At 70.3% G+C, this 16,905-nt stretch carries 17 protein-coding genes; 13 read left to right on the top strand and 4 right to left on the bottom strand.

Translation table 11 applies throughout. The features are described from left to right. Positions 1 to 58: 58 nt before the first annotated feature. The gene (locus ACWDAG_RS25890) at positions 59 to 838 is read right to left on the bottom strand and encodes an IclR family transcriptional regulator (RefSeq protein ID WP_450697953.1); all 780 of its coding nucleotides are present in this window, start codon (positions 836 to 838) and stop codon (positions 59 to 61) included. A gap of 76 nt (positions 839 to 914) precedes the next feature. Here ACWDAG_RS25890 and ACWDAG_RS25885 point away from each other — a divergent pair, with 76 nt between their 5' ends. From ACWDAG_RS25885 to ACWDAG_RS25855, 7 genes are all read left to right on the top strand, one after another. Then, on the top strand, positions 915 to 1,880 hold the full coding sequence (locus ACWDAG_RS25885; protein WP_450697952.1) for a 5-dehydro-4-deoxyglucarate dehydratase: 966 nt from the start codon (positions 915 to 917) through the stop codon (positions 1,878 to 1,880). Then, positions 1,877 to 3,166, top strand: a complete 1,290-nt coding sequence (locus tag ACWDAG_RS25880; RefSeq protein WP_450697951.1) for a glucarate dehydratase family protein — start codon at positions 1,877 to 1,879, stop codon at positions 3,164 to 3,166. Before ACWDAG_RS25885 ends, ACWDAG_RS25880 begins: the two co-directional genes overlap by 4 nt. A gap of 181 nt (positions 3,167 to 3,347) precedes the next feature. Next, the gene (locus ACWDAG_RS25875) at positions 3,348 to 4,496 is read left to right on the top strand and encodes a carbohydrate kinase family protein (protein WP_450697950.1); all 1,149 of its coding nucleotides are present in this window, start codon (positions 3,348 to 3,350) and stop codon (positions 4,494 to 4,496) included. Positions 4,497 to 4,640: 144 nt separating this feature from the next. Then, positions 4,641 to 5,714 (top strand): PhoH family protein, encoded by a 1,074-nt coding sequence (locus tag ACWDAG_RS25870; RefSeq protein WP_450697949.1) that lies wholly within the window; start codon positions 4,641 to 4,643, stop codon positions 5,712 to 5,714. Between the two features lie 13 nt (positions 5,715 to 5,727). Continuing rightward, positions 5,728 to 6,225 carry an rRNA maturation RNase YbeY gene (gene ybeY / locus ACWDAG_RS25865; RefSeq protein WP_030934120.1) on the top strand — a complete coding sequence of 166 codons (498 nt, stop codon included), beginning with the start codon at positions 5,728 to 5,730 and terminating at the stop codon, positions 6,223 to 6,225. After that, on the top strand, positions 6,222 to 7,529 hold the full coding sequence (locus ACWDAG_RS25860; protein ID WP_450697948.1) for a hemolysin family protein: 1,308 nt from the start codon (positions 6,222 to 6,224) through the stop codon (positions 7,527 to 7,529). The genes ybeY and ACWDAG_RS25860 overlap by 4 nt, the downstream gene beginning before the upstream one ends. After that, complete coding sequence (locus ACWDAG_RS25855) at positions 7,526 to 7,885, top strand: MmcQ/YjbR family DNA-binding protein (RefSeq protein ID WP_450697947.1); 360 nt, start codon at positions 7,526 to 7,528, stop codon at positions 7,883 to 7,885. Before ACWDAG_RS25860 ends, ACWDAG_RS25855 begins: the two co-directional genes overlap by 4 nt. A 179-nt stretch (positions 7,886 to 8,064) precedes the next feature. On the opposite strand, the gene ACWDAG_RS25850 is transcribed toward ACWDAG_RS25855, so the two are convergent. Next, the gene (locus tag ACWDAG_RS25850) at positions 8,065 to 9,483 is read right to left on the bottom strand and encodes an MFS transporter (RefSeq protein WP_450697946.1); all 1,419 of its coding nucleotides are present in this window, start codon (positions 9,481 to 9,483) and stop codon (positions 8,065 to 8,067) included. A gap of 160 nt (positions 9,484 to 9,643) precedes the next feature. On the opposite strand from ACWDAG_RS25850, the gene ACWDAG_RS25845 reads away from it, so the two are divergent. From ACWDAG_RS25845 to ACWDAG_RS25825, 5 genes are all read left to right on the top strand, one after another. Continuing rightward, positions 9,644 to 10,465 carry a helix-turn-helix transcriptional regulator gene (locus ACWDAG_RS25845; protein ID WP_450698077.1) on the top strand — a complete coding sequence of 274 codons (822 nt, stop codon included), beginning with the start codon at positions 9,644 to 9,646 and terminating at the stop codon, positions 10,463 to 10,465. A gap of 28 nt (positions 10,466 to 10,493) precedes the next feature. After that, positions 10,494 to 10,847 (top strand): cytidine deaminase, encoded by a 354-nt coding sequence (locus ACWDAG_RS25840; RefSeq protein WP_450697945.1) that lies wholly within the window; start codon positions 10,494 to 10,496, stop codon positions 10,845 to 10,847. A 236-nt stretch (positions 10,848 to 11,083) separates the two neighbouring features. Continuing rightward, positions 11,084 to 11,557 carry a hypothetical protein gene (locus ACWDAG_RS25835; protein WP_450697944.1) on the top strand — a complete coding sequence of 158 codons (474 nt, stop codon included), beginning with the start codon at positions 11,084 to 11,086 and terminating at the stop codon, positions 11,555 to 11,557. 153 nt (positions 11,558 to 11,710) lie between these two features. Next, the gene (locus ACWDAG_RS25830; protein WP_450697943.1) at positions 11,711 to 13,027 is read left to right on the top strand and encodes a beta-xylosidase; all 1,317 of its coding nucleotides are present in this window, start codon (positions 11,711 to 11,713) and stop codon (positions 13,025 to 13,027) included. A 64-nt stretch (positions 13,028 to 13,091) separates the two neighbouring features. Continuing rightward, complete coding sequence (locus tag ACWDAG_RS25825) at positions 13,092 to 14,108, top strand: WxL protein peptidoglycan domain-containing protein (protein WP_450697942.1); 1,017 nt, start codon at positions 13,092 to 13,094, stop codon at positions 14,106 to 14,108. On the opposite strand, the gene ACWDAG_RS25820 is transcribed toward ACWDAG_RS25825, so the two are convergent. Together ACWDAG_RS25820 and ACWDAG_RS25815 are read right to left on the bottom strand one after the other, a co-directional pair. Then, positions 14,002 to 14,340 carry a P-II family nitrogen regulator gene (locus tag ACWDAG_RS25820; protein WP_133926381.1) on the bottom strand — a complete coding sequence of 113 codons (339 nt, stop codon included), beginning with the start codon at positions 14,338 to 14,340 and terminating at the stop codon, positions 14,002 to 14,004. The genes ACWDAG_RS25825 and ACWDAG_RS25820 overlap by 107 nt on opposite strands. Further along, positions 14,337 to 15,647 (bottom strand): ammonium transporter, encoded by a 1,311-nt coding sequence (locus tag ACWDAG_RS25815; RefSeq protein ID WP_450697941.1) that lies wholly within the window; start codon positions 15,645 to 15,647, stop codon positions 14,337 to 14,339. Before ACWDAG_RS25815 ends, ACWDAG_RS25820 begins: the two co-directional genes overlap by 4 nt. A gap of 176 nt (positions 15,648 to 15,823) precedes the next feature. Between ACWDAG_RS25815 and era the strand changes: the two genes are divergently transcribed. Further along, a complete protein-coding gene (era, locus tag ACWDAG_RS25810; RefSeq protein WP_450697940.1) occupies positions 15,824 to 16,789 on the top strand; it encodes a GTPase Era in 966 nt (321 codons plus the stop codon). Positions 16,790 to 16,905: the final 116 nt, after the last annotated feature.

Genomic DNA, 16,905 nt, shown 5'->3' with positions numbered 1-16,905 from the left:
CAGATGGCATTTTCAGCCCGTCCGGCGTTTGAGGACGAGGCCGTTCGGGCCGACAGGGCTAACGCCAGTGAACGGTCCCGCCGACCGCTGTCGCCTCCACCTTCGCCCTGATCTCCCGCATCACCGCCACGATCCGCTCCTCGTGTTCCGGCGTCAGCCGAGCCACAGGCACCGAGCAGCTGATCGCGTCCTGTGCGGGGGTGTCGTAGCGCAGCGCGAAGCCGAAACCGGCGATTCCGGCCACGCCCTCCTCGCGGTCGACCGAGTAACCGCGGACGCGGACCCGCGCGAGATCCGCCGCCAGTGATTCCCGGCCGGTGTGCGTGTTCGGGGTGAGCGCCTGGTACGGCCCCTCGGGCAGCTCCTCGTCGTCCCGTTCGGCCAGCAGCGCCTTGCCCAGCGCGCCCGCGTGCGCGGGCAGCCGGCGGCCGACGCGGCTGATGGTCCGCAGATACTCGTGGGACTCCCGTGTGGCCAGATACGCCACGTCCCGTCCGTCGAGCCGCCCCATGTGGATCGTCTCGCCGAGCGCCTCGGACGCCTCGTCGAGATACGGCCGTACGAGGCGCACGCGCGGGTCGGAGTCGAGGTAGCTGGTGCCGGTGAGCAGGGCGTGGATGCCGATGCCGTAGAGCGAACCGGTGACGTCCGTACGCACCCAGCCCCTGCTGATCAGGGTCTGGAGCAGCGCGTACATCGAGCTGCGCGGCACGCCCAGCTGGTCCGCCAGCTCCTGCAGCCGTGCCGGTCGGTCGCCGCGGGCGGCGAGCAGCTCCAGCAGTTCGACCGTCCGCGCGGCGGACTTCACCTCGCGTACGCCGCCACCTGTGTCCGACATGGGGCGATGCTAGTCGGCCCCTGCCGGACCGTTGACGGCCGCTGTTCGCATATCTAGGCTCTGTTTTCATACATGGATGACATCTACATGGGGAGACGTCGTGACGGGTGAGGCGGAGACAGCTGCGCGGAGGCTGCGCGACGGGATGGAGAGAGGGGTGCTCTCCTTCCCGCTGACGTCCTTCCACGAAGACGGCTCGCTCGACCCGGAGGGCTTCCGCGCCCACGTCGCGGCACAGATCGCCACCGGCCCCGGCGCCGTCTTCCCCGCCTGCGGCACGGGCGAGTTCTTCTCGCTGGACGAGGACGAGTACCGGCAGGTCGTGGCCATCGCCGTCGAGGAGGCGGGCGGGCGACTGCCCGTGGTCCCCGGGATCGGGTACGGCTGGGCGCAGGCCGTCCGGTTCGCCCGCATCGCCGAGGAGGCCGGCGCCGACGCGCTGCTCGTCCTGCCGCACTACCTGGTCGCCGCCCCGCAGGAGGGCCTGGTCGCACAGGTGGAGCAGCTCGCCGCCCGCACCCGGCTGCCGCTCATCGTCTACCAGCGCGGCCAGGTCGCCTACTCGGCAGCTTCCCTGAGGCGGATCGCGTCCCTCCCGAACGTCATCGGCCTCAAGGACGGCCACAGCGACCTCGACCGCCTGCAGCGCCTGACGCTCGCGGCGCCCGAGGGATTCCTCTTCTTCAACGGCGCGTCCACCGCCGAGATCCAGGCCCGCGCCTACGCCACCGTCGGCATCCCCGCCTACTCCTCCGCCGTGCACGCCTTCGCCCCTGAGATCGCGAACGCCTTCTTCGCGGCCCTGAGGGACGGCGACGACAAGGCGGTGGAGCGGCTGCTGCGCGACTTCTACGTCCCGCTCGTGGAGCTGCGCGACCGCGTACCGGGATATGCCGTGTCCCTGGTCAAGGCGGCGGCCCGGTTGCGCGGCCGCTCCGTCGGCCCCGTCCGCGCCCCGCTCACCGACCCCTCGGCCGCCGACCTGGCCGAGCTCGAAGCCCTGCTCGCCACCGGACTCGACCTCGTAGGAGCCGCGCTGTGAACCTCACCATCACCGACGTAGGGCTTACGCCGATCCTGGTCGCCGACCCGCCCCTCCTCAACACACAGGGCGTCCACCAGCCGTACACCCCGCGGCTGATCGTGGAGGTGGTGACGGCCGACGGGATCACCGGTGTCGGCGAGACCTACGGCGACACCAAGTACCTGGAACTGGCTCGGCCCTTCGCCGAGAAACTGAAGGGCCGTCAGGTCAGTGACCTGAACGGCCTGTTCGTGATCGCCGACGAGGTCTCGGTGGACTCCGCGCGCGTCGAGACCCAGGTCGACGTCGGCGGGCTGCGGGGCGTCCAGACCGCCGACAAACTGCGGCTGTCCGTCGTCTCCGGCTTCGAGGTCGCCTGCCTCGACGCCCTCGGCAAGGCGCTCGGTCTGCCAGTGCACGCGCTGCTCGGCGGCAAGGTACGGGACGCGGTCGAGTACAGCGCCTACCTGTTCTACAAGTGGGCCGACCATCCCGAGGGCGTGGCCTGCGAGAAGGACGACTGGGGTGCCGCCCTCGACCCGGCCGGGGTCGTGGCGCAGGCCCGGCTGTTCAAGGAGCGGTACGGGTTCACGTCGTTCAAGCTCAAGGGCGGTGTCTTCCCGCCGGACGAGGAGATCGCCGCCGTACGGGCTCTCGCGGGGGCGTTTCCCGGCCATCCGCTGCGGCTGGACCCCAACGGCGCCTGGTCCGTGGAGACGTCGTTGAAGGTGGCCGAGGAGCTCGGGGACGTCCTCGAATACCTGGAGGACCCGGCGCTCGGCACTCCCGCCATGGCCGAGGTCTCCGCCGCCACCGGGGTGCCGCTCGCCACCAACATGTGCGTGACGACGTTCGCCGAGATCAAGGAGGCGTTCAAGCGGGACGCCGTCCAGGTGGTGCTGTCGGACCACCACTACTGGGGCGGGCTGCGCAACACCCAGCAACTGGCCGCGATCTGCCGCACGTTCGGGGTCGGGGTGTCCATGCACTCCAACACCCATCTGGGGATCAGCCTGGCCGCGATGACGCATGTCGCGTCCACCGTGCCGAATCTGCACCATGCCTGTGACTCGCACTATCCCTGGCAGTCGGAGGACGTACTCACCGAGCGGCTGACGTTCGACGGGGGGAAGGTCGCCGTCTCCGACGCGCCGGGGCTCGGTGTGGAGCTCGACCGGGGGAAGCTGGGGTTTCTGCACCAGCGGTGGCTGGACGACGACGGGGCGCTGCGCGAGCGGGACGATGCGGCGGCCATGCGGGTCGCTGAGCCGGGGTGGGTGACGCCCGCGGTGCCTCGCTGGTAGCGCCCCCGCCGCCCTTACCCTTCCCGTCCCTGGGGGCTGCCGCCCCCAGACCCCCGCTTTCGGCCTGAACGGCCTCGTCCTCAAACGCCGGACGGGCTGGAGTGTGCCGGGCGGGCTGAAAGACGCTGACCGGTGGGGTGGTGCACACTGGCCTGATCCGCACCATGTCAGGGAGTGCACCGTGAGCGCGTCCAACGGGAAGGGACCAGCACCCATCACAACCGGACCGGAGTGTCAGGCACAGGTCGACCCGCTGGCCGTACTGCGCACACCGGACGATCCCCCCTGGGACGTGTATCTCACCGGCCCCGTCTTCCTCGACATCATCTTCACCGGGCTCGACTCCGCCCCGGTGCGCGGGACCGAGTCCTGGGCGCGCGGGATGGGGTCGAGCCCCGGTGGCGTCGCCAACATGGCCACCGCCCTGGCCCGCCTGGGCCTGAGGACCTCCCTCGCGGCGGCCTTCGGCGACGACCACTACGGGGAGTACTGCTGGGACGCCCTGGAGCAGGGCGAGGGCATCGATCTGTCCACCTCGCGCAGAGTGCCCGGCTGGCACTCGTCGGTCACCGTCTCGATGGCGTACGAGGGCGAGCGCACGATGGTCTCCCACGGCCACGAGCCACCCCCGGACACCGTGTTCAACCAAGGGGGTGCCCCCGACCGCGCGCCCCGCGCGCGTGCCGCCGTCGCCTCCCTCACCCCCGGCAAGCGGGCCCCCTGGATCGCCCAGGCCGCGCACGACGGCACCCGTATCTTCGCCGACGTCGGCTGGGACGAGACCGGCGCCTGGGACCTGGCGGGCCTGCCCGACCTCGAACACTGCGAGGCCTTCCTGCCGAACGCGGAGGAGGCCATGCGGTACACCGGCGCCGCCTCTCCGCGCGCCGCCGCCCACGCCCTCACCGAGCACGTTCCGCTCGCGGTGGTCACTCTCGGTGCGGAGGGTGCGTACGCCGTGGACCGGCGTACCGGCGAGACGGCCGAGGTCCCCGCGATCGCCGTGGAGGCCCTGGACCCGACCGGCGCCGGCGATGTGTTCGTGGCGGGCTTCGTCACCGGCACGCTCGCGGACTGGCCGCTGGCGGACCGGCTGGCCTTCGCGGGGCTGACGGCCGCGCTGTCCGTCCAGGAGTTCGGGGGCTCGCTGTCGGCACCGGGGTGGTCGGAGATCGCGGCCTGGTGGCGGAGGGTGCAGTCGGTGGAGGGGCAGGACCCGGCGGCGCTGCGGCGGTATGCGTTCCTGGAGCACCTGATCCCGCAGGAGGAGGCCGCGCGGCCGTGGCCGCTGCGCAGGGCCGTGCCGACGATCGGTTTCCGGTCGGCCTGAGCACCGCGAGCAGTGTGAAACAGCGCTTGCCGAAAAGGCCTACGGCGTTGTCAGTCCCCCGGCGTACCCTTGAAACCGCCAAGGCAGCCCTAGTGGCTGGCGTGCCGTTTCGAGGAGGACGAGCAAGGCCTACAGAGCCGGCCCATGACTCAGACACCCACAGCTCATACCCCCGCGCAGGGGCAGGCGAGAGCACAGTTCACCGTCCCCGCCCAGCACCCCATGGTGACCGTTCTGGGGTCCGGCGACTCCCTTCTGCGCGTGATCGAGACAGCCTTCCCGGCGGCCGACATACATGTCCGGGGCAATGAGATCAGCGCGTCCGGCGACCCCGCGGAAGTCGCCCTCATCCAGCGCCTGTTCGACGAGATGATGCTGGTGCTCCGCACCGGGCAACCGATGACGGAGGACGCAGTGGAACGCTCGATCGCCATGCTCAGAGCGAGTGAGAACGGAGAGGGCGAAGGCCAGGAGACCCCGGCCGAGGTCCTCACCCAGAACATCCTCTCCTCGCGCGGCCGCACGATCCGCCCCAAGACCCTCAACCAGAAGCGGTATGTCGACGCGATCGACAAGCACACGATCGTCTTCGGCATCGGCCCCGCCGGCACCGGCAAGACATACCTGGCGATGGCCAAGGCGGTGCAGGCCCTGCAGTCCAAGCAGGTCAACCGCATCATCCTGACCCGGCCCGCGGTCGAGGCGGGCGAGCGGCTGGGCTTCCTGCCCGGCACGCTCTACGAGAAGATCGACCCGTATCTGCGCCCGCTGTACGACGCGCTGCACGACATGCTCGACCCGGACTCGATCCCGAGGCTGATGGCCGCGGGCACGATCGAGGTCGCGCCGCTCGCCTACATGCGTGGCCGGACGCTCAACGACGCCTTCATCATCCTGGACGAGGCCCAGAACACCTCGCCCGAGCAGATGAAGATGTTCCTCACCCGCCTCGGCTTCGACTCGAAGATCGTGATCACCGGTGACGTGACGCAGGTCGACCTGCCGAGCGGCACCAAGTCGGGCCTGCGCCAGGTGCAGGACATCCTCGAGGGCCTCGACGACGTCCACTTCTCGCGCCTCACGTCGCACGATGTCGTACGGCACAAGCTGGTCGGCCGTATCGTCGACGCGTACGAGAAGTACGACAGCAAGCACGGCACCGAGAACGGCACCCACAAGGGCGGCCGGGGCAGGCAGTCCGGGCACAAGGGGAAGTAGAACAAGCAGCACCATGTCGATCGACGTCAACAACGAGTCCGGAACCGAGGTCGACGAGCAGGCGATCCTCGACATCGCCCGCTACGCACTCGCGCGGATGCGCATCCACCCGCTCTCCGAGCTCTCGGTGATCGTCGTGGACGCCGACGCCATGGAGCAGCTGCACATCCAGTGGATGGACCTGCCGGGGCCGACGGACGTCATGTCCTTCCCGATGGACGAGCTGCGTCCGCCGTCGAAGGACGACGACGAGCCCCCGCAGGGCCTCCTCGGCGACATCGTGCTCTGCCCGGAGGTCGCCAAGAAGCAGGGCGAGGAAGCGCACACCCAGCACTCCATGGACGAGGAGCTCCAACTGCTCACCGTCCACGGGGTGCTGCATCTCCTCGGGTACGACCACGAGGAGCCCGACGAGAAGGCCGAGATGTTCGGTCTGCAGGCGGCGATCGTGGACGGCTGGCGCGCGGAGAAGGGCCTCACCGGTCCGTCCCCGGCCCCGACCGTCTCATGAGTCCCCAGATCGTCGCGGGCGCGATCGCCCTGGTCGTCGTCGCCTGGCTCGCCGCCTGCGCGGAGGCGGGTATCGCGCGCGTCTCCAGCTTCCGCGCCGAGGAGGCCGTACGCTCCGGCCGCCGCGGCAGCGCGAAGCTCGCCCAGGTCGCCGCCGACCCGACCCGCTATCTCAACGTCGCGCTGCTGGTCCGCGTCGCCTGCGAGATGGCGGCCGCGGCCCTGGTGACGTACGCCTGTCTGCAGGAGTTCTCCGGCACCACCCGCGCCCTGCTGGCCGCGATCGGCGTGATGGTCCTGGTGTCGTACGTCGCCGTCGGTGTCTCCCCGCGCACCATCGGCCGCCAGCATCCGCTCAACACGGCGACGGCGGCGGCGTATGTGCTGCTGCCGCTGGCGCGGATCATGGGGCCGATCCCGTCGCTGCTCATCCTCCTCGGCAATGCGCTGACCCCCGGCAAGGGTTTCCGCCGCGGCCCGTTCGCCTCCGAGGCGGAGCTGCGGGCGCTGGTCGACCTCGCCGAGGCGGAGTCGCTGATCGAGGACGAGGAGCGCCGCATGGTGCACTCGGTCTTCGAGCTCGGAGACACCCTCGTACGGGAGGTCATGGTCCCGCGGACCGACCTGGTCGTCATCGAGCGGTACAAGACGATCCGTCAGGCCCTGACCCTCGCGCTGCGCTCGGGTTTCTCGCGCATCCCGGTCACCGGGGAGAGCGAGGACGACATCGTCGGCATCGTGTATCTGAAGGACCTGGCCCGCAAGACGCACATCAGCCGGGACGCCGAGAGCGAGCTGGTGTCCACGGCCATGCGGCCCGCCGCTTTCGTGCCCGACACGAAGAACGCCGGCGATCTGCTGCGCGAGATGCAGCAGGACCGCAACCACGTCGCCGTCGTCATCGACGAGTACGGCGGCACGGCCGGCATCGTCACCATCGAGGACATCCTCGAGGAGATCGTCGGCGAGATCACCGACGAGTACGACCGTGAGCTGCCGCCGGTCGAGGACCTCGGCGAGGACCGTTACCGGGTCACTGCCCGCCTCGACATCACCGACCTGGGCGAGCTGTACGGGCTCGACGAGTACGACGACGAGGACGTGGAGACCGTCGGCGGACTGCTCGCGAAGGCGCTCGGCCGGGTGCCCATCGCCGGGGCGTCGGCGGTCGTGGAGGTGCCCGACGGGCGTGAGCTCCGGCTGACCGCGGAGGCCGCCGCAGGCCGCCGGAACAAGATCGTGACCGTGCTCGTGGAGCCCGTGGGTCCGACGGATCCGCCGGAGGAGGAGGCGAAAGAAGAGTGAAGCCCGAAGAACTGCGCGGCTTCTGCCTGTCCTTCAACGCGGCGGTGGAGGACTTCCCCTTCGCCCCGGACATCTCGGTCTTCAAGGTGCTGGGCAAGATGTTCGCCCTGAGTTGGCTGGACTCCCGCCCCCTCACGGTCAACCTCAAGTGCGACCCGGAGGACGCGATCCGGCTGCGCGCCGAGCATGAGGGCCTGATCATCCCCGGCTACCACATGAACAAGCGCCACTGGAACACCGTCACGGTCGACGGCGAACTCCCGGACCGGCTGGTGCGGGAACTCATCGAGGACTCGTACGACCTGGTGGTGGCCGGACTGCCGCGCGCCGAGCGGCTCCGCCTCGACCGTCCCTGAGAGAACGCTGTCGGTCGGCGATGACTTCCTCTTCCCCACCGGCGAACCTGAGTGGCGACGCTCGCCATCGCGCGTTCTGAGCGGCAGAAGGCAGAAGGCAGAAGGCAGAAGGCAGAAGGCAGAAGGCAGAAGGCAGGAGGGCCCGCCCCCTGTTTCGGGAGCGGGCCCTCGCCGGTCGGTCAGCGCTGCGGCCGGCCACGCAACCCCATGGCCAACAGCGCCGCCGCCGCCAGTACCACCGCCGCGTCGATCGCCAGCACCATGTGGACGCCCGACATCAGATCGTCGGAGGTCGTGGCGAGGACGCCCAGGAGGGGGATGCCGACGGTGATGCCGACCTGCTGGGTGGAGGTGACCAGGCCGGTGGCCAGGCCCTGCTCCTCGTCCGGGACGCCCGAGGTGACCGTCAGGCCGTAGGAGATGATCGCACCCAGGTGGCACATGCTGGCCAGGGCGACGGCGGCCGTGGCGAGCCACACCGACCAGGTGTGCGTGTTCAGGCCGAGCAGGGCCGCGACGAGGGCGCCCTGGCCGGCCAGCGAGACGACGAGGGTGCGGCGGGCGCCGATGCGGCCGATGACCTTCGGGGCGTAGGCACCCGCGACCGCCGACATCACTCCCTGGAAGCCGAAGACCAGGCCCGTCTCGAAGGCCGACAGGTGCAGGATCTCCTGGAGGTAGAGGGTCAGGACGAAGACGACCGTCGACATCATCGAGAAGGTGACCAGACCGCCCAGGTTGCCCCACGCCACCGTGCGGCGGCGCAGCATGGGGAGGGAGACCAGGGGAGCGGCGGTGCGGGACTCGACGGCCACGAAGGCGGCGAGCAGGAGCAGGCCCGCGACGAGAGTGGCCAGGACGTCCACGCGGGCGAAGCCGTGGTCGGCGGCTGTCGACAGGGCGTAGATCAGGGAGAGCAGGCCCGCAGTGACCGTGATCGCGCCGGGCACGTCCAGGCGCGGGCGGTCAGGGGTGCGGGACTCGGGCAACAGGGCGGGTGCCAGCGGGAGCACGATCAGGGCGAACAGCGACAGCAGGGCCATCGTGGAGCGCCAGCCGAAGGTGTCGGTGAGGGTGCCGCCGGCCACCATGCCGACCGTGAAGCCCAGCGAGAGCAGCGTGCCGGAGATGCCGAGCGCGCGGTCGCGGGCCGGGCCCTCCGGGAAGGTCGTCGTCAGCAGGGACATGCCGGTCGGCACGATCGCCGCGGCGCCGAGGCCCTGCAGGGCGCGTCCGGTCAGGAACGACGCCGGGTCCCAGGCGAGCGTCGCGAGGAGCGAGGCCGCGCCGAACAGCGCGAGGCCGGTCAGGAACAGCTTCCGGCGGCCGTAGAGGTCGCCCGTGCGGCCGAACAGGAGCAGGAAGCCGCCGGACGGGAGGGCGAAGGCCGTCACCGCCCACTGCAGGGCGGACTGGCTCATGCCCAGGTCCTTGCCGAGGACGGGCAGGGCCACGTTCAGGACGGAGAAGTCGAGGGCGACCATGAACTGGGCCGCGCACAGGACGAACAGGACGAGTTTGTCGCGCGTCGACAGCCGGGGGTTGTCGAGTTCCGCGGTGGTGGACGGGGCAGTGGTCGGGGTGGTGTCGATCGCCATGGACAAGAGACTGCGGGCGCCGGAATAGGTGTGGGGAGCGGGAGGTTGTCCTGGTGGTGGCACCACCAGGCAGAGCGGATGGGGGACTTGGCACGTGGCGGACGTCGTGGAGACCGAGGCGGGCAAGGCGCATCGCCTGCGTGAGCTGCGCGAATTCCTGATGAGTAGGCGGGCCCGGGTCTCCCCGGCCGAGGCCGGGCTGCCGGACGGCGGGGCGCGGCGGCGCACGCCGGGCCTGCGCCGTGAGGAGGTCGCCGTGCTCGCCGGGGTCGGCGCCTCCTGGTACCAGTGGCTGGAGCAGGGCCGTGACATCTCGGTCTCTCCGCAGGTGCTGGACTCGGTGGCGAGGGTGCTGCGGATGGGTGACGCCGAGCGGCGGCACCTGTACCGGCTGGCCGGGCTGAACCAGCCGGCGCCCGAGATGGAGCCGGGCAAGCGGGACATGGGCGACGGGCTGCGGCGGCTGATCGACACCTGGATGCCGTATCCGGCGCACATCATGGACCCGTACTACAACTGCGTGATGTACAACGACGCGGCCGCGGCGGTGCTCGGCATGCGGCCGGACATCACGCAGAACTGCGTCCTCGACTTCTTCACCGACCCGCTCTACCGCTCCCGCTCCCAGAGCTGGGAGAGGAACGCGCGCACGGTCGTCGCGCAGTTCCGGGCCGCCAGCTCCGCCCGCCCCGACGACGAGGGCTTTCAGGAACTGCTTGCCCAACTGACCGAGGCGAGCGCGGACTTCGCGGCCCTGTGGGCCGAGCGGGACATCGAGGACGCGGGCCAGATCCGCAAGGAGCTCGACCATCCGCTGGTGGGCCTGCTCGTGGTGGAGTCCACGGCGATGAAGGTGCCCGCCCGGCCCGACCTGACGATCGTGCTGCACTCGCCGCTGGACGAGGCGAACACGGCGGCCAAGCTGGAGTGGCTGGCCTCGCCGGAGGGCCGCCGGGGTGCGATGTACCCCGTGGCCGGATAGCGCCGTTGCCGCTACGTATGCTCGGCTCATGACCGACAGCAGCGCGCTCGACCCCGAGGACCGCAAGATCGTCACCCTGGCCCGTTCCGCGCGGGCCCGCAACGCCGTGCCCGAGGGGGCGGCCGTACGGGATGAGACCGGCCGTACGTATGTCGCGGGTACCGTGGACCTGCCCTCGCTGAAGCTGAGCGCGCTGCGGACGGCGGTGGCCATGGCGGTGGCCTCGGGCGCGAAGTCGCTGGAGGCGGCGGCCGTGGTGACGGAGGCCGGGTCGGCGTCCGAGGAGGACCGGGCGGCCGTGCGGGACCTGGGCGGGGCGCGGACTCCGGTGCTGGTGGCGGGGCCCGACGGGACCGTACGGAGCACCGTCACCGCAGGGTGAGCACCCCTGCCCGCAGGTTTGCGGGCAGGCTGAAAACCGGCCGCTTCAGAGCCGTCCGGAATTCACCCTTGCCGCTTCTTCACCTCACGCGCATCAATGGAATCGATAGTTCCGACGGACCGTCAGATTCACCCCCCACCCGGCGCCCCGCACCGCGCCTGCCGGCTGTCCGTACGGACCTCTCCCATCCATCCCCACATGGCAGTTCCCAGCTTCGGGAAGGGAGCCGGATCCCCATGAGAGCCAAACGGACAAGCACAGGTGCGGCCATGGCGGTGGGGGCCCTCGCGGCCGCCTCGCTCGCGTTCGCGCCCAGCGCCCTCGCCGTCACTCCGCAGTCGGCGACGATCACCGCCGACTGCGGAAGCTTCGGCGGCGGGGAGGCCACGCTCACGGCCACCCAGGACGGCACGGCGGCCACCATCACCGTCACGTCCGCCATCACCGCGCCGATCGCCCTGTCGCAGGACTCGATCTCCTCCACGCTGACCCTGGTCAAGGCGAGCGGCGGCACCACCGCCTTCACCGGCACCAAGAACCCGGCGATGGCCGCCGGCGACCCCGTCACCGTCGGCCCGCTCTCCGGCACCGTCGCCTCCGGCGACAGCCTGGAGGCGTACGGCGGCTCGCTGCAGATGACCGTCTTCGGCATCACCATCACCTGCACCGCGACCGGCGCGCAGTCGCCGGGCCCGTTCGTGTTCGACTGAGTCGACAGCCGTATCAACTCACCTGTGTGGACCGTCAGTTCCGAATACCTGCAGATCTGACGGTCCATCAGTTCAGTTACGGCATCTCCATTGACTTCTCACGCCATCCACACATCAATGCCCCCAGTGAGCGCAACTGAAGGGGGCACTCCCATGGGTCCGATCACCCGAAGACGCCGCTGGGCGTCCCTGCTCGGGGCGACCGCGCTCGCGGTCACCGCGGGCGGTGCACTGGCCTGTCCGGCCAACGCGTCCACCAACGTGGACTTCGCCACGCACTGCATCCCGCCCGCCGTGGCGGGCATCCCGCCGATCGACGGCACGACGACCGCGAGCATCGCGGTGGACAACGCCAGTCCGAAGGTCGGCGACACCGTCACCGTCACCTACACCGTCGTCAAGCCCGCCGCCAGCAACCCCACCGCCATCGCCCTGCCCGCCGACATCATGACGCCGACCGGCAAGGTCACCCTCGGCGGTGCGCAGACGGGGGACGTGACGGTCGCCGGGCCCAAGAAGAACGACCCGGTGCCGGGCAACGGCGCCTTCCCGTCGTTCTCCATGACCGGCACCTTCAAGGTCACCGCGGCCGGTTCGATCACGCTCTCGCCCGGTGACTACAACATCCACACCAGCTACATCCTCGAGCTGGACACCCCGTGCACGGTGATCAGCCCGCCCGCCCCGGTCTCCCAGACCGTCACGGCGACCGACGCGAGCCCCACCAACAACCGTGCCATCTCGCTGAGTTCGGCCTCCGGGAACGCCGGTGCCGGCGTCACCGTCAACGGCAGCCACTTCACGGCGGGCGCGACCGTCACCCTCGCCGGGCGCTCCGGGGACACCCAGACCACGGACAAGGCGACGGTCACCGCCGGTACCGACGGCTCCTTCAGCGGCTCGCTCGTGGTCAACGACAAGACGACCACGGGTGTCGTGGCGTACGAGGGAAGCGCGTGGAGCGCCGGCAAGGGGGCGGGGCCCGCGGCCTACGTCGTGAACGACACCACCCCTGTTCCCGCCGGCAGCCAGAAGGTCACCACCACGGTGAAGGCGGGCACGCTGTCCATGTCCCGGGCCGGGGACTCGGTCGCCCTGTCGGCGGTCGACTTCGGCAAGGGCGGGGCCTCCACGGGCGCCCTGAACAGCGTCACCGTGAAGGACTTCCGCGGCGGACCCGCGGGCTGGTCCCTCACCGGCAAGGTCACCGACTTCACCGGCCCCGGCGCCAGGATCGATGCCGGGAAGCTGAGCTGGACCCCTGCCTGCGCCACCAAGGCGGGCAGCCCGAGCACCTGCCAGGCCGGTTCGGCGGGCACGGTGGGCAGCTCGGGAGCGACCCTGGCGTCCACCCCCAACGGCACCCTGACCGGGGGCGAGTTCACAGCGAACGCTGGGCTCTCGCTGGACGTACCGGCGTTCACGCCTCCCGGGTCGTACTCGGGCGTGCTCACCCTGACGCTCAGCTGACCGTACGGGCGTCCGCACCCGCCCGTTCCCCTTGTCCCGTCGAAGTCCGTGGGGGGCCGCACCCATGCGCAAGCCGTACGTCCTCCTCCTGGGCCTGCTCCTGGCCCTCTTCGTCGCGCCCGCACCCGCGCACGCCGCCGACAACGGCAGCTGGTCCGTCTACCCGGCCTCCTCGAAGGTGGCCGCCCGCCCGTACTTCTACCTCTCCGCCGACCCCGGGACCACCATCGAGGACAAGGTGGTCGTGGCGAACAAGACCGGGCAGCCGCTGAGCTTCCGGCTGTATGCCGCCGACGCCTACAACACCCCCCGCGACGGCGGTTTCGCCGTCAGGACGTTGAAGGAGAAGCAGAGGGGCGTCGGCGCCTGGGCGAGGCCCGCGACGTCACACGTGACCGTTCCGGCGCACGGCAAGGTCATCGTCCCCTTCACGCTGCGGGTGCCCGAGGGGGCAGAGCCGGGCGACCACCCTGGCGCGTTGGTGGCCCTCGACGAACGGATCGACAAGGGCGACGGATCGGTGGCGCTCGGTGTGCAGCGGGCGGTCGGCGCCCGCGTCTACCTGCGCGTGGGCGGGCCGACCCTCCCCGCGATCGCCGTGGAGAACGTCCACGTCGTCCACCACCAGCCGCTCGTCCCCGGCCTCGGCGACAGCACGGCGACCATCTCGTACACCCTGCACAACACCGGCAATGTCACCCTCGACCCGAAGGTGGAACTGCGTGCGGAGGGCCTGTTCGGCCGTACGCTCCTGGACCGCAACCTGTCCCGCATCCCCTCCGAACTGCTGCCCGGCCAGCGCGTCCACCTCACCGAACCATGGCGGGGCGCGCCTCAACTCGACTGGGGCGACATCACGTTGACGGCGAGCGCGACGGACACGCGGAACTCGGAGAGCGCGTCCTTCTTCGCCCTGCCGTGGGCGGCGGCGGTGGTCCTGCTCGTGGTGGCGGTGATGGGAGTGGCCCTCGTGGTCAGAGCGCGTCGGGGCCGCGCTCTCCCGTCCGTACCCGTACGACCGTCTCGACCGGCAGGGCCCACACCTTCCCGTCCCCGATCTTCCCCGTCTGCGCGGCCTTGACGATCGCGTCGATCACCGCGTCGGAGTCCGCGTCCTCGACGACGACCTCTATGCGGACCTTGGGGACGAGGTCGACCTGGTACTCGGCGCCGCGGTACACCTCGGTGTGGCCGCGCTGCCTGCCGTACCCGCTGGCCTCGGTCACGGTCAGACCGTGCACGCCGAGCTCCTGGAGGGCCGTCTTCACCTCGTCGAGGCGGTAGGGCTTGACGATCGCGGTGATGAGCTTCATGCCTGGGACTTGACCTTCTGCGCGGGGGAGAGGACGGAGGACGAGACCGGGGCACCGTGGCCCAGGACGCCGTGATCGTATGCGGTCTCGGCGTGCACCGTAAGGTCCAGGCCGGTGTGCTCCTGCTCCTCGCTCGCCCGGAAGCCCATCGCCTTGTCGATCAGCTTGCCGATGCCGTACGTCACGAGGAAGGCGTACGCGGCCACGACCACCACGGCCACCAGCTGCTTGCCGAGCTGGGCGAGCCCGCCGCCGTAGAGCAGACCCTCGGTGGAGCCGGTCATCGCCTTCTGTGCGAAGACGCCGATGAGCAGGGTGCCGATGATGCCGCCGACCAGGTGGACGCCGACGACGTCGAGGGAGTCGTCGTAGTTGAGCCTGAACTTCCAGCTCACGGCGTACGAGCAGACGACACCGGCGGCGAGGCCGACTACCAGGGCGCCGAGCAGGGAGACCGAGCCGCAGGAGGGGGTGATGGCGACCAGACCGGCGACGGCACCGGACGCGGCGCCCAGCGTCGTCGGATGCCCGTCGCGCCTCTGCTCGACGAAGAGCCAGCCGAGCAGACCGGTGCAGCCGGCGGCGAGGGTGTTGAGGAAGGCGGCCGCCGCGAGGCCGTTGGCTCCGAGTGCCGAGCCCGCGTTGAAGCCGAACCAGCCGAACCAGAGCAGGCCCGCGCCCAGCATCACCATGGGCAGGTTGTGCGGACGCATCGCGTCCTTCTTGAAGCCGAGCCGCGGGCCGAGGACCAGGCAGAGGGCCAGGCCCGAGGCCCCGGAGGTGATTTCCACGGGGAGTCCGCCCGCGAAGTCGAGGGCGCCGAGGCGATGCGCGATCCAGCCGCCGGGGCCCCACACCCAGTGCGTGACGGGAACGTATACGAGCAGCGCCCACACCGGCACGAACACCAGCCAGGCCGCGAACTTCACGCGGTCGGCGATCGCGCCGCTGATCAGTGCTGCCGTGATGATCGCGAACGTGAGCTGGAAGGTGGCGAAGAGCAGGGTGGGCACGGTGCCCTGCACGCTGTCGGGCCCGAGACCGGCCATCCCGGCGTGCTTCAGTCCGCCGATGAGCCCGCCGCCGATGTCGTCGCCGAAGGCCAGCGAGTACCCGGCGGCCAGCCACACCACCGTGACCAGGGCGATCGACACGAAGCTCATCATCAGCATGTTGAGGACGCTCTTCGTGCGGACCATGCCGCCGTAGAAGAGGGCGAGGCCCGGGGTCATCAGCAGGACGAGGGCGGTGGCGGCGAGCAGCCAGGCGGTGTCACCTGTGTCTACGTGCGCTGCGGCGAAGGTCACGGTCGTCTCCAACGAGGTGGGGGCTCGTCAGAGGCTCACTTCCGTGCGTTTCCGGATGCGCACGTCCGTGTTTCCGTGATGTTTCGTTGCGTGGAGGTTTCCTGAATCTCACAGGGCGGACAGCGATCGCCCTGTGATCGCTCGGCTGTACGGCGGGGCTCTGTGGATCAGGGAGAATGGGCGCCATGAGCGTTCGTAGTCAGTCATCCGAGCCGTCGGCGTCGTCGGCACCCCACCGCGCCGGCTTCGCCTGCTTCGTGGGCCGCCCCAACGCGGGCAAGTCCACCCTCACGAACGCTCTGGTCGGCCAGAAGGTGGCGATCACCGCGGACCAGCCGCAGACGACGCGGCACACGGTACGGGGCATCGTGCACCGGGAGGACGCCCAGCTGATCCTGGTCGACACCCCTGGGCTGCACAAGCCGCGGACGCTGCTGGGGGAGCGGCTCAACGACGTCGTACGCACGACGTGGGCCGAGGTCGACGTGATCGGCTTCTGTCTGCCGGCGAACGAGAAGCTCGGTCCCGGTGACCGTTTCATCGCGAAGGAGCTGGCGTCGATCAAGAAGACGCCGAAGATCGCGATCGTCACCAAGACCGACCTGCTGGACAGCAAGACGCTCGCCGAGCAGCTCATCGCGATCGACCAGCTAGGCAAGGAGCTGGGCTTCGAGTGGGCGGAGATCGTGCCGGTGTCGGCGGTCGGCGACAAGCAGGTGGACCTGCTGGCCGATCTGATCGTTCCGCTCCTTCCGGAGGGGCCCGCCCTGTATCCCGAGGGCGATCTCACCGACGAGCCCGAGCAGGTCATGATCGCTGAGCTGATCCGGGAGGCGGCGCTGGAGGGTGTGCGGGACGAGCTTCCGCACTCCATCGCGGTCGTGGTGGAGGAGATGCTGCCCCGCGAGGACCGCCCCGCGGACAAGCCTCTTCTCGACATCCATGCCTTCGTCTACATCGAGCGGCCGAGCCAGAAGGGGATCATCATCGGGCCGAAGGGCGCGCGTCTGAAGCAGGTCGGCATCAAGAGCCGTAAGCAGATCGAGGCGCTGCTGGGCACTCCCGTGTTCCTGGACCTCCATGTGAAGGTTGCCAAGGACTGGCAGCGGGATCCTCGGCAGTTGCGGAAGCTGGGCTTCTGAGCTTTTTCTCGCCCCCGCCGCCCCTACCCGCCCCGTACCTGGGGGCTGCCGCCCCCAGACCCCCGCTTTCGGCCTGAACGGCCTCGTCCTCAAACGCCGGACGGGCTGAAAGCGGG

The organism is Streptomyces sp. NPDC001157 (assembly GCF_053598255.1).
The sequence above is the reverse complement of the archived record's forward strand: the minus strand, read 5'-3'. Positions and strand labels throughout refer to the sequence as shown.

What these genes read in the sequence shown, in the direction of transcription:
- era (WP_450697940.1), top strand. Translation starts at nt 15,824, where the DNA reads ATGGGCGCCATGAGCGTTCGTAGTCAGTCATCCGAGCCGTCGGCGTCG.
- ACWDAG_RS25860 (WP_450697948.1), top strand. Translation starts at nt 6,222, where the DNA reads ATGAGTCCCCAGATCGTCGCGGGCGCGATCGCCCTGGTCGTCGTCGCC.
- ACWDAG_RS25890 (WP_450697953.1), bottom strand. Translation starts at nt 838, where the DNA reads ATGTCGGACACAGGTGGCGGCGTACGCGAGGTGAAGTCCGCCGCGCGG.
- ACWDAG_RS25835 (WP_450697944.1), top strand. Translation starts at nt 11,084, where the DNA reads ATGAGAGCCAAACGGACAAGCACAGGTGCGGCCATGGCGGTGGGGGCC.
- ACWDAG_RS25885 (WP_450697952.1), top strand. Translation starts at nt 915, where the DNA reads ATGACATCTACATGGGGAGACGTCGTGACGGGTGAGGCGGAGACAGCT.
- ACWDAG_RS25820 (WP_133926381.1), bottom strand. Translation starts at nt 14,340, where the DNA reads ATGAAGCTCATCACCGCGATCGTCAAGCCCTACCGCCTCGACGAGGTG.
- ACWDAG_RS25840 (WP_450697945.1), top strand. Translation starts at nt 10,494, where the DNA reads ATGACCGACAGCAGCGCGCTCGACCCCGAGGACCGCAAGATCGTCACC.
- ACWDAG_RS25825 (WP_450697942.1), top strand. Translation starts at nt 13,092, where the DNA reads ATGCGCAAGCCGTACGTCCTCCTCCTGGGCCTGCTCCTGGCCCTCTTC.
- ybeY (WP_030934120.1), top strand. Translation starts at nt 5,728, where the DNA reads ATGTCGATCGACGTCAACAACGAGTCCGGAACCGAGGTCGACGAGCAG.
- ACWDAG_RS25845 (WP_450698077.1), top strand. Translation starts at nt 9,644, where the DNA reads ATGAGTAGGCGGGCCCGGGTCTCCCCGGCCGAGGCCGGGCTGCCGGAC.
- ACWDAG_RS25830 (WP_450697943.1), top strand. Translation starts at nt 11,711, where the DNA reads ATGGGTCCGATCACCCGAAGACGCCGCTGGGCGTCCCTGCTCGGGGCG.
- ACWDAG_RS25870 (WP_450697949.1), top strand. Translation starts at nt 4,641, where the DNA reads ATGACTCAGACACCCACAGCTCATACCCCCGCGCAGGGGCAGGCGAGA.
- ACWDAG_RS25850 (WP_450697946.1), bottom strand. Translation starts at nt 9,483, where the DNA reads ATGGCGATCGACACCACCCCGACCACTGCCCCGTCCACCACCGCGGAA.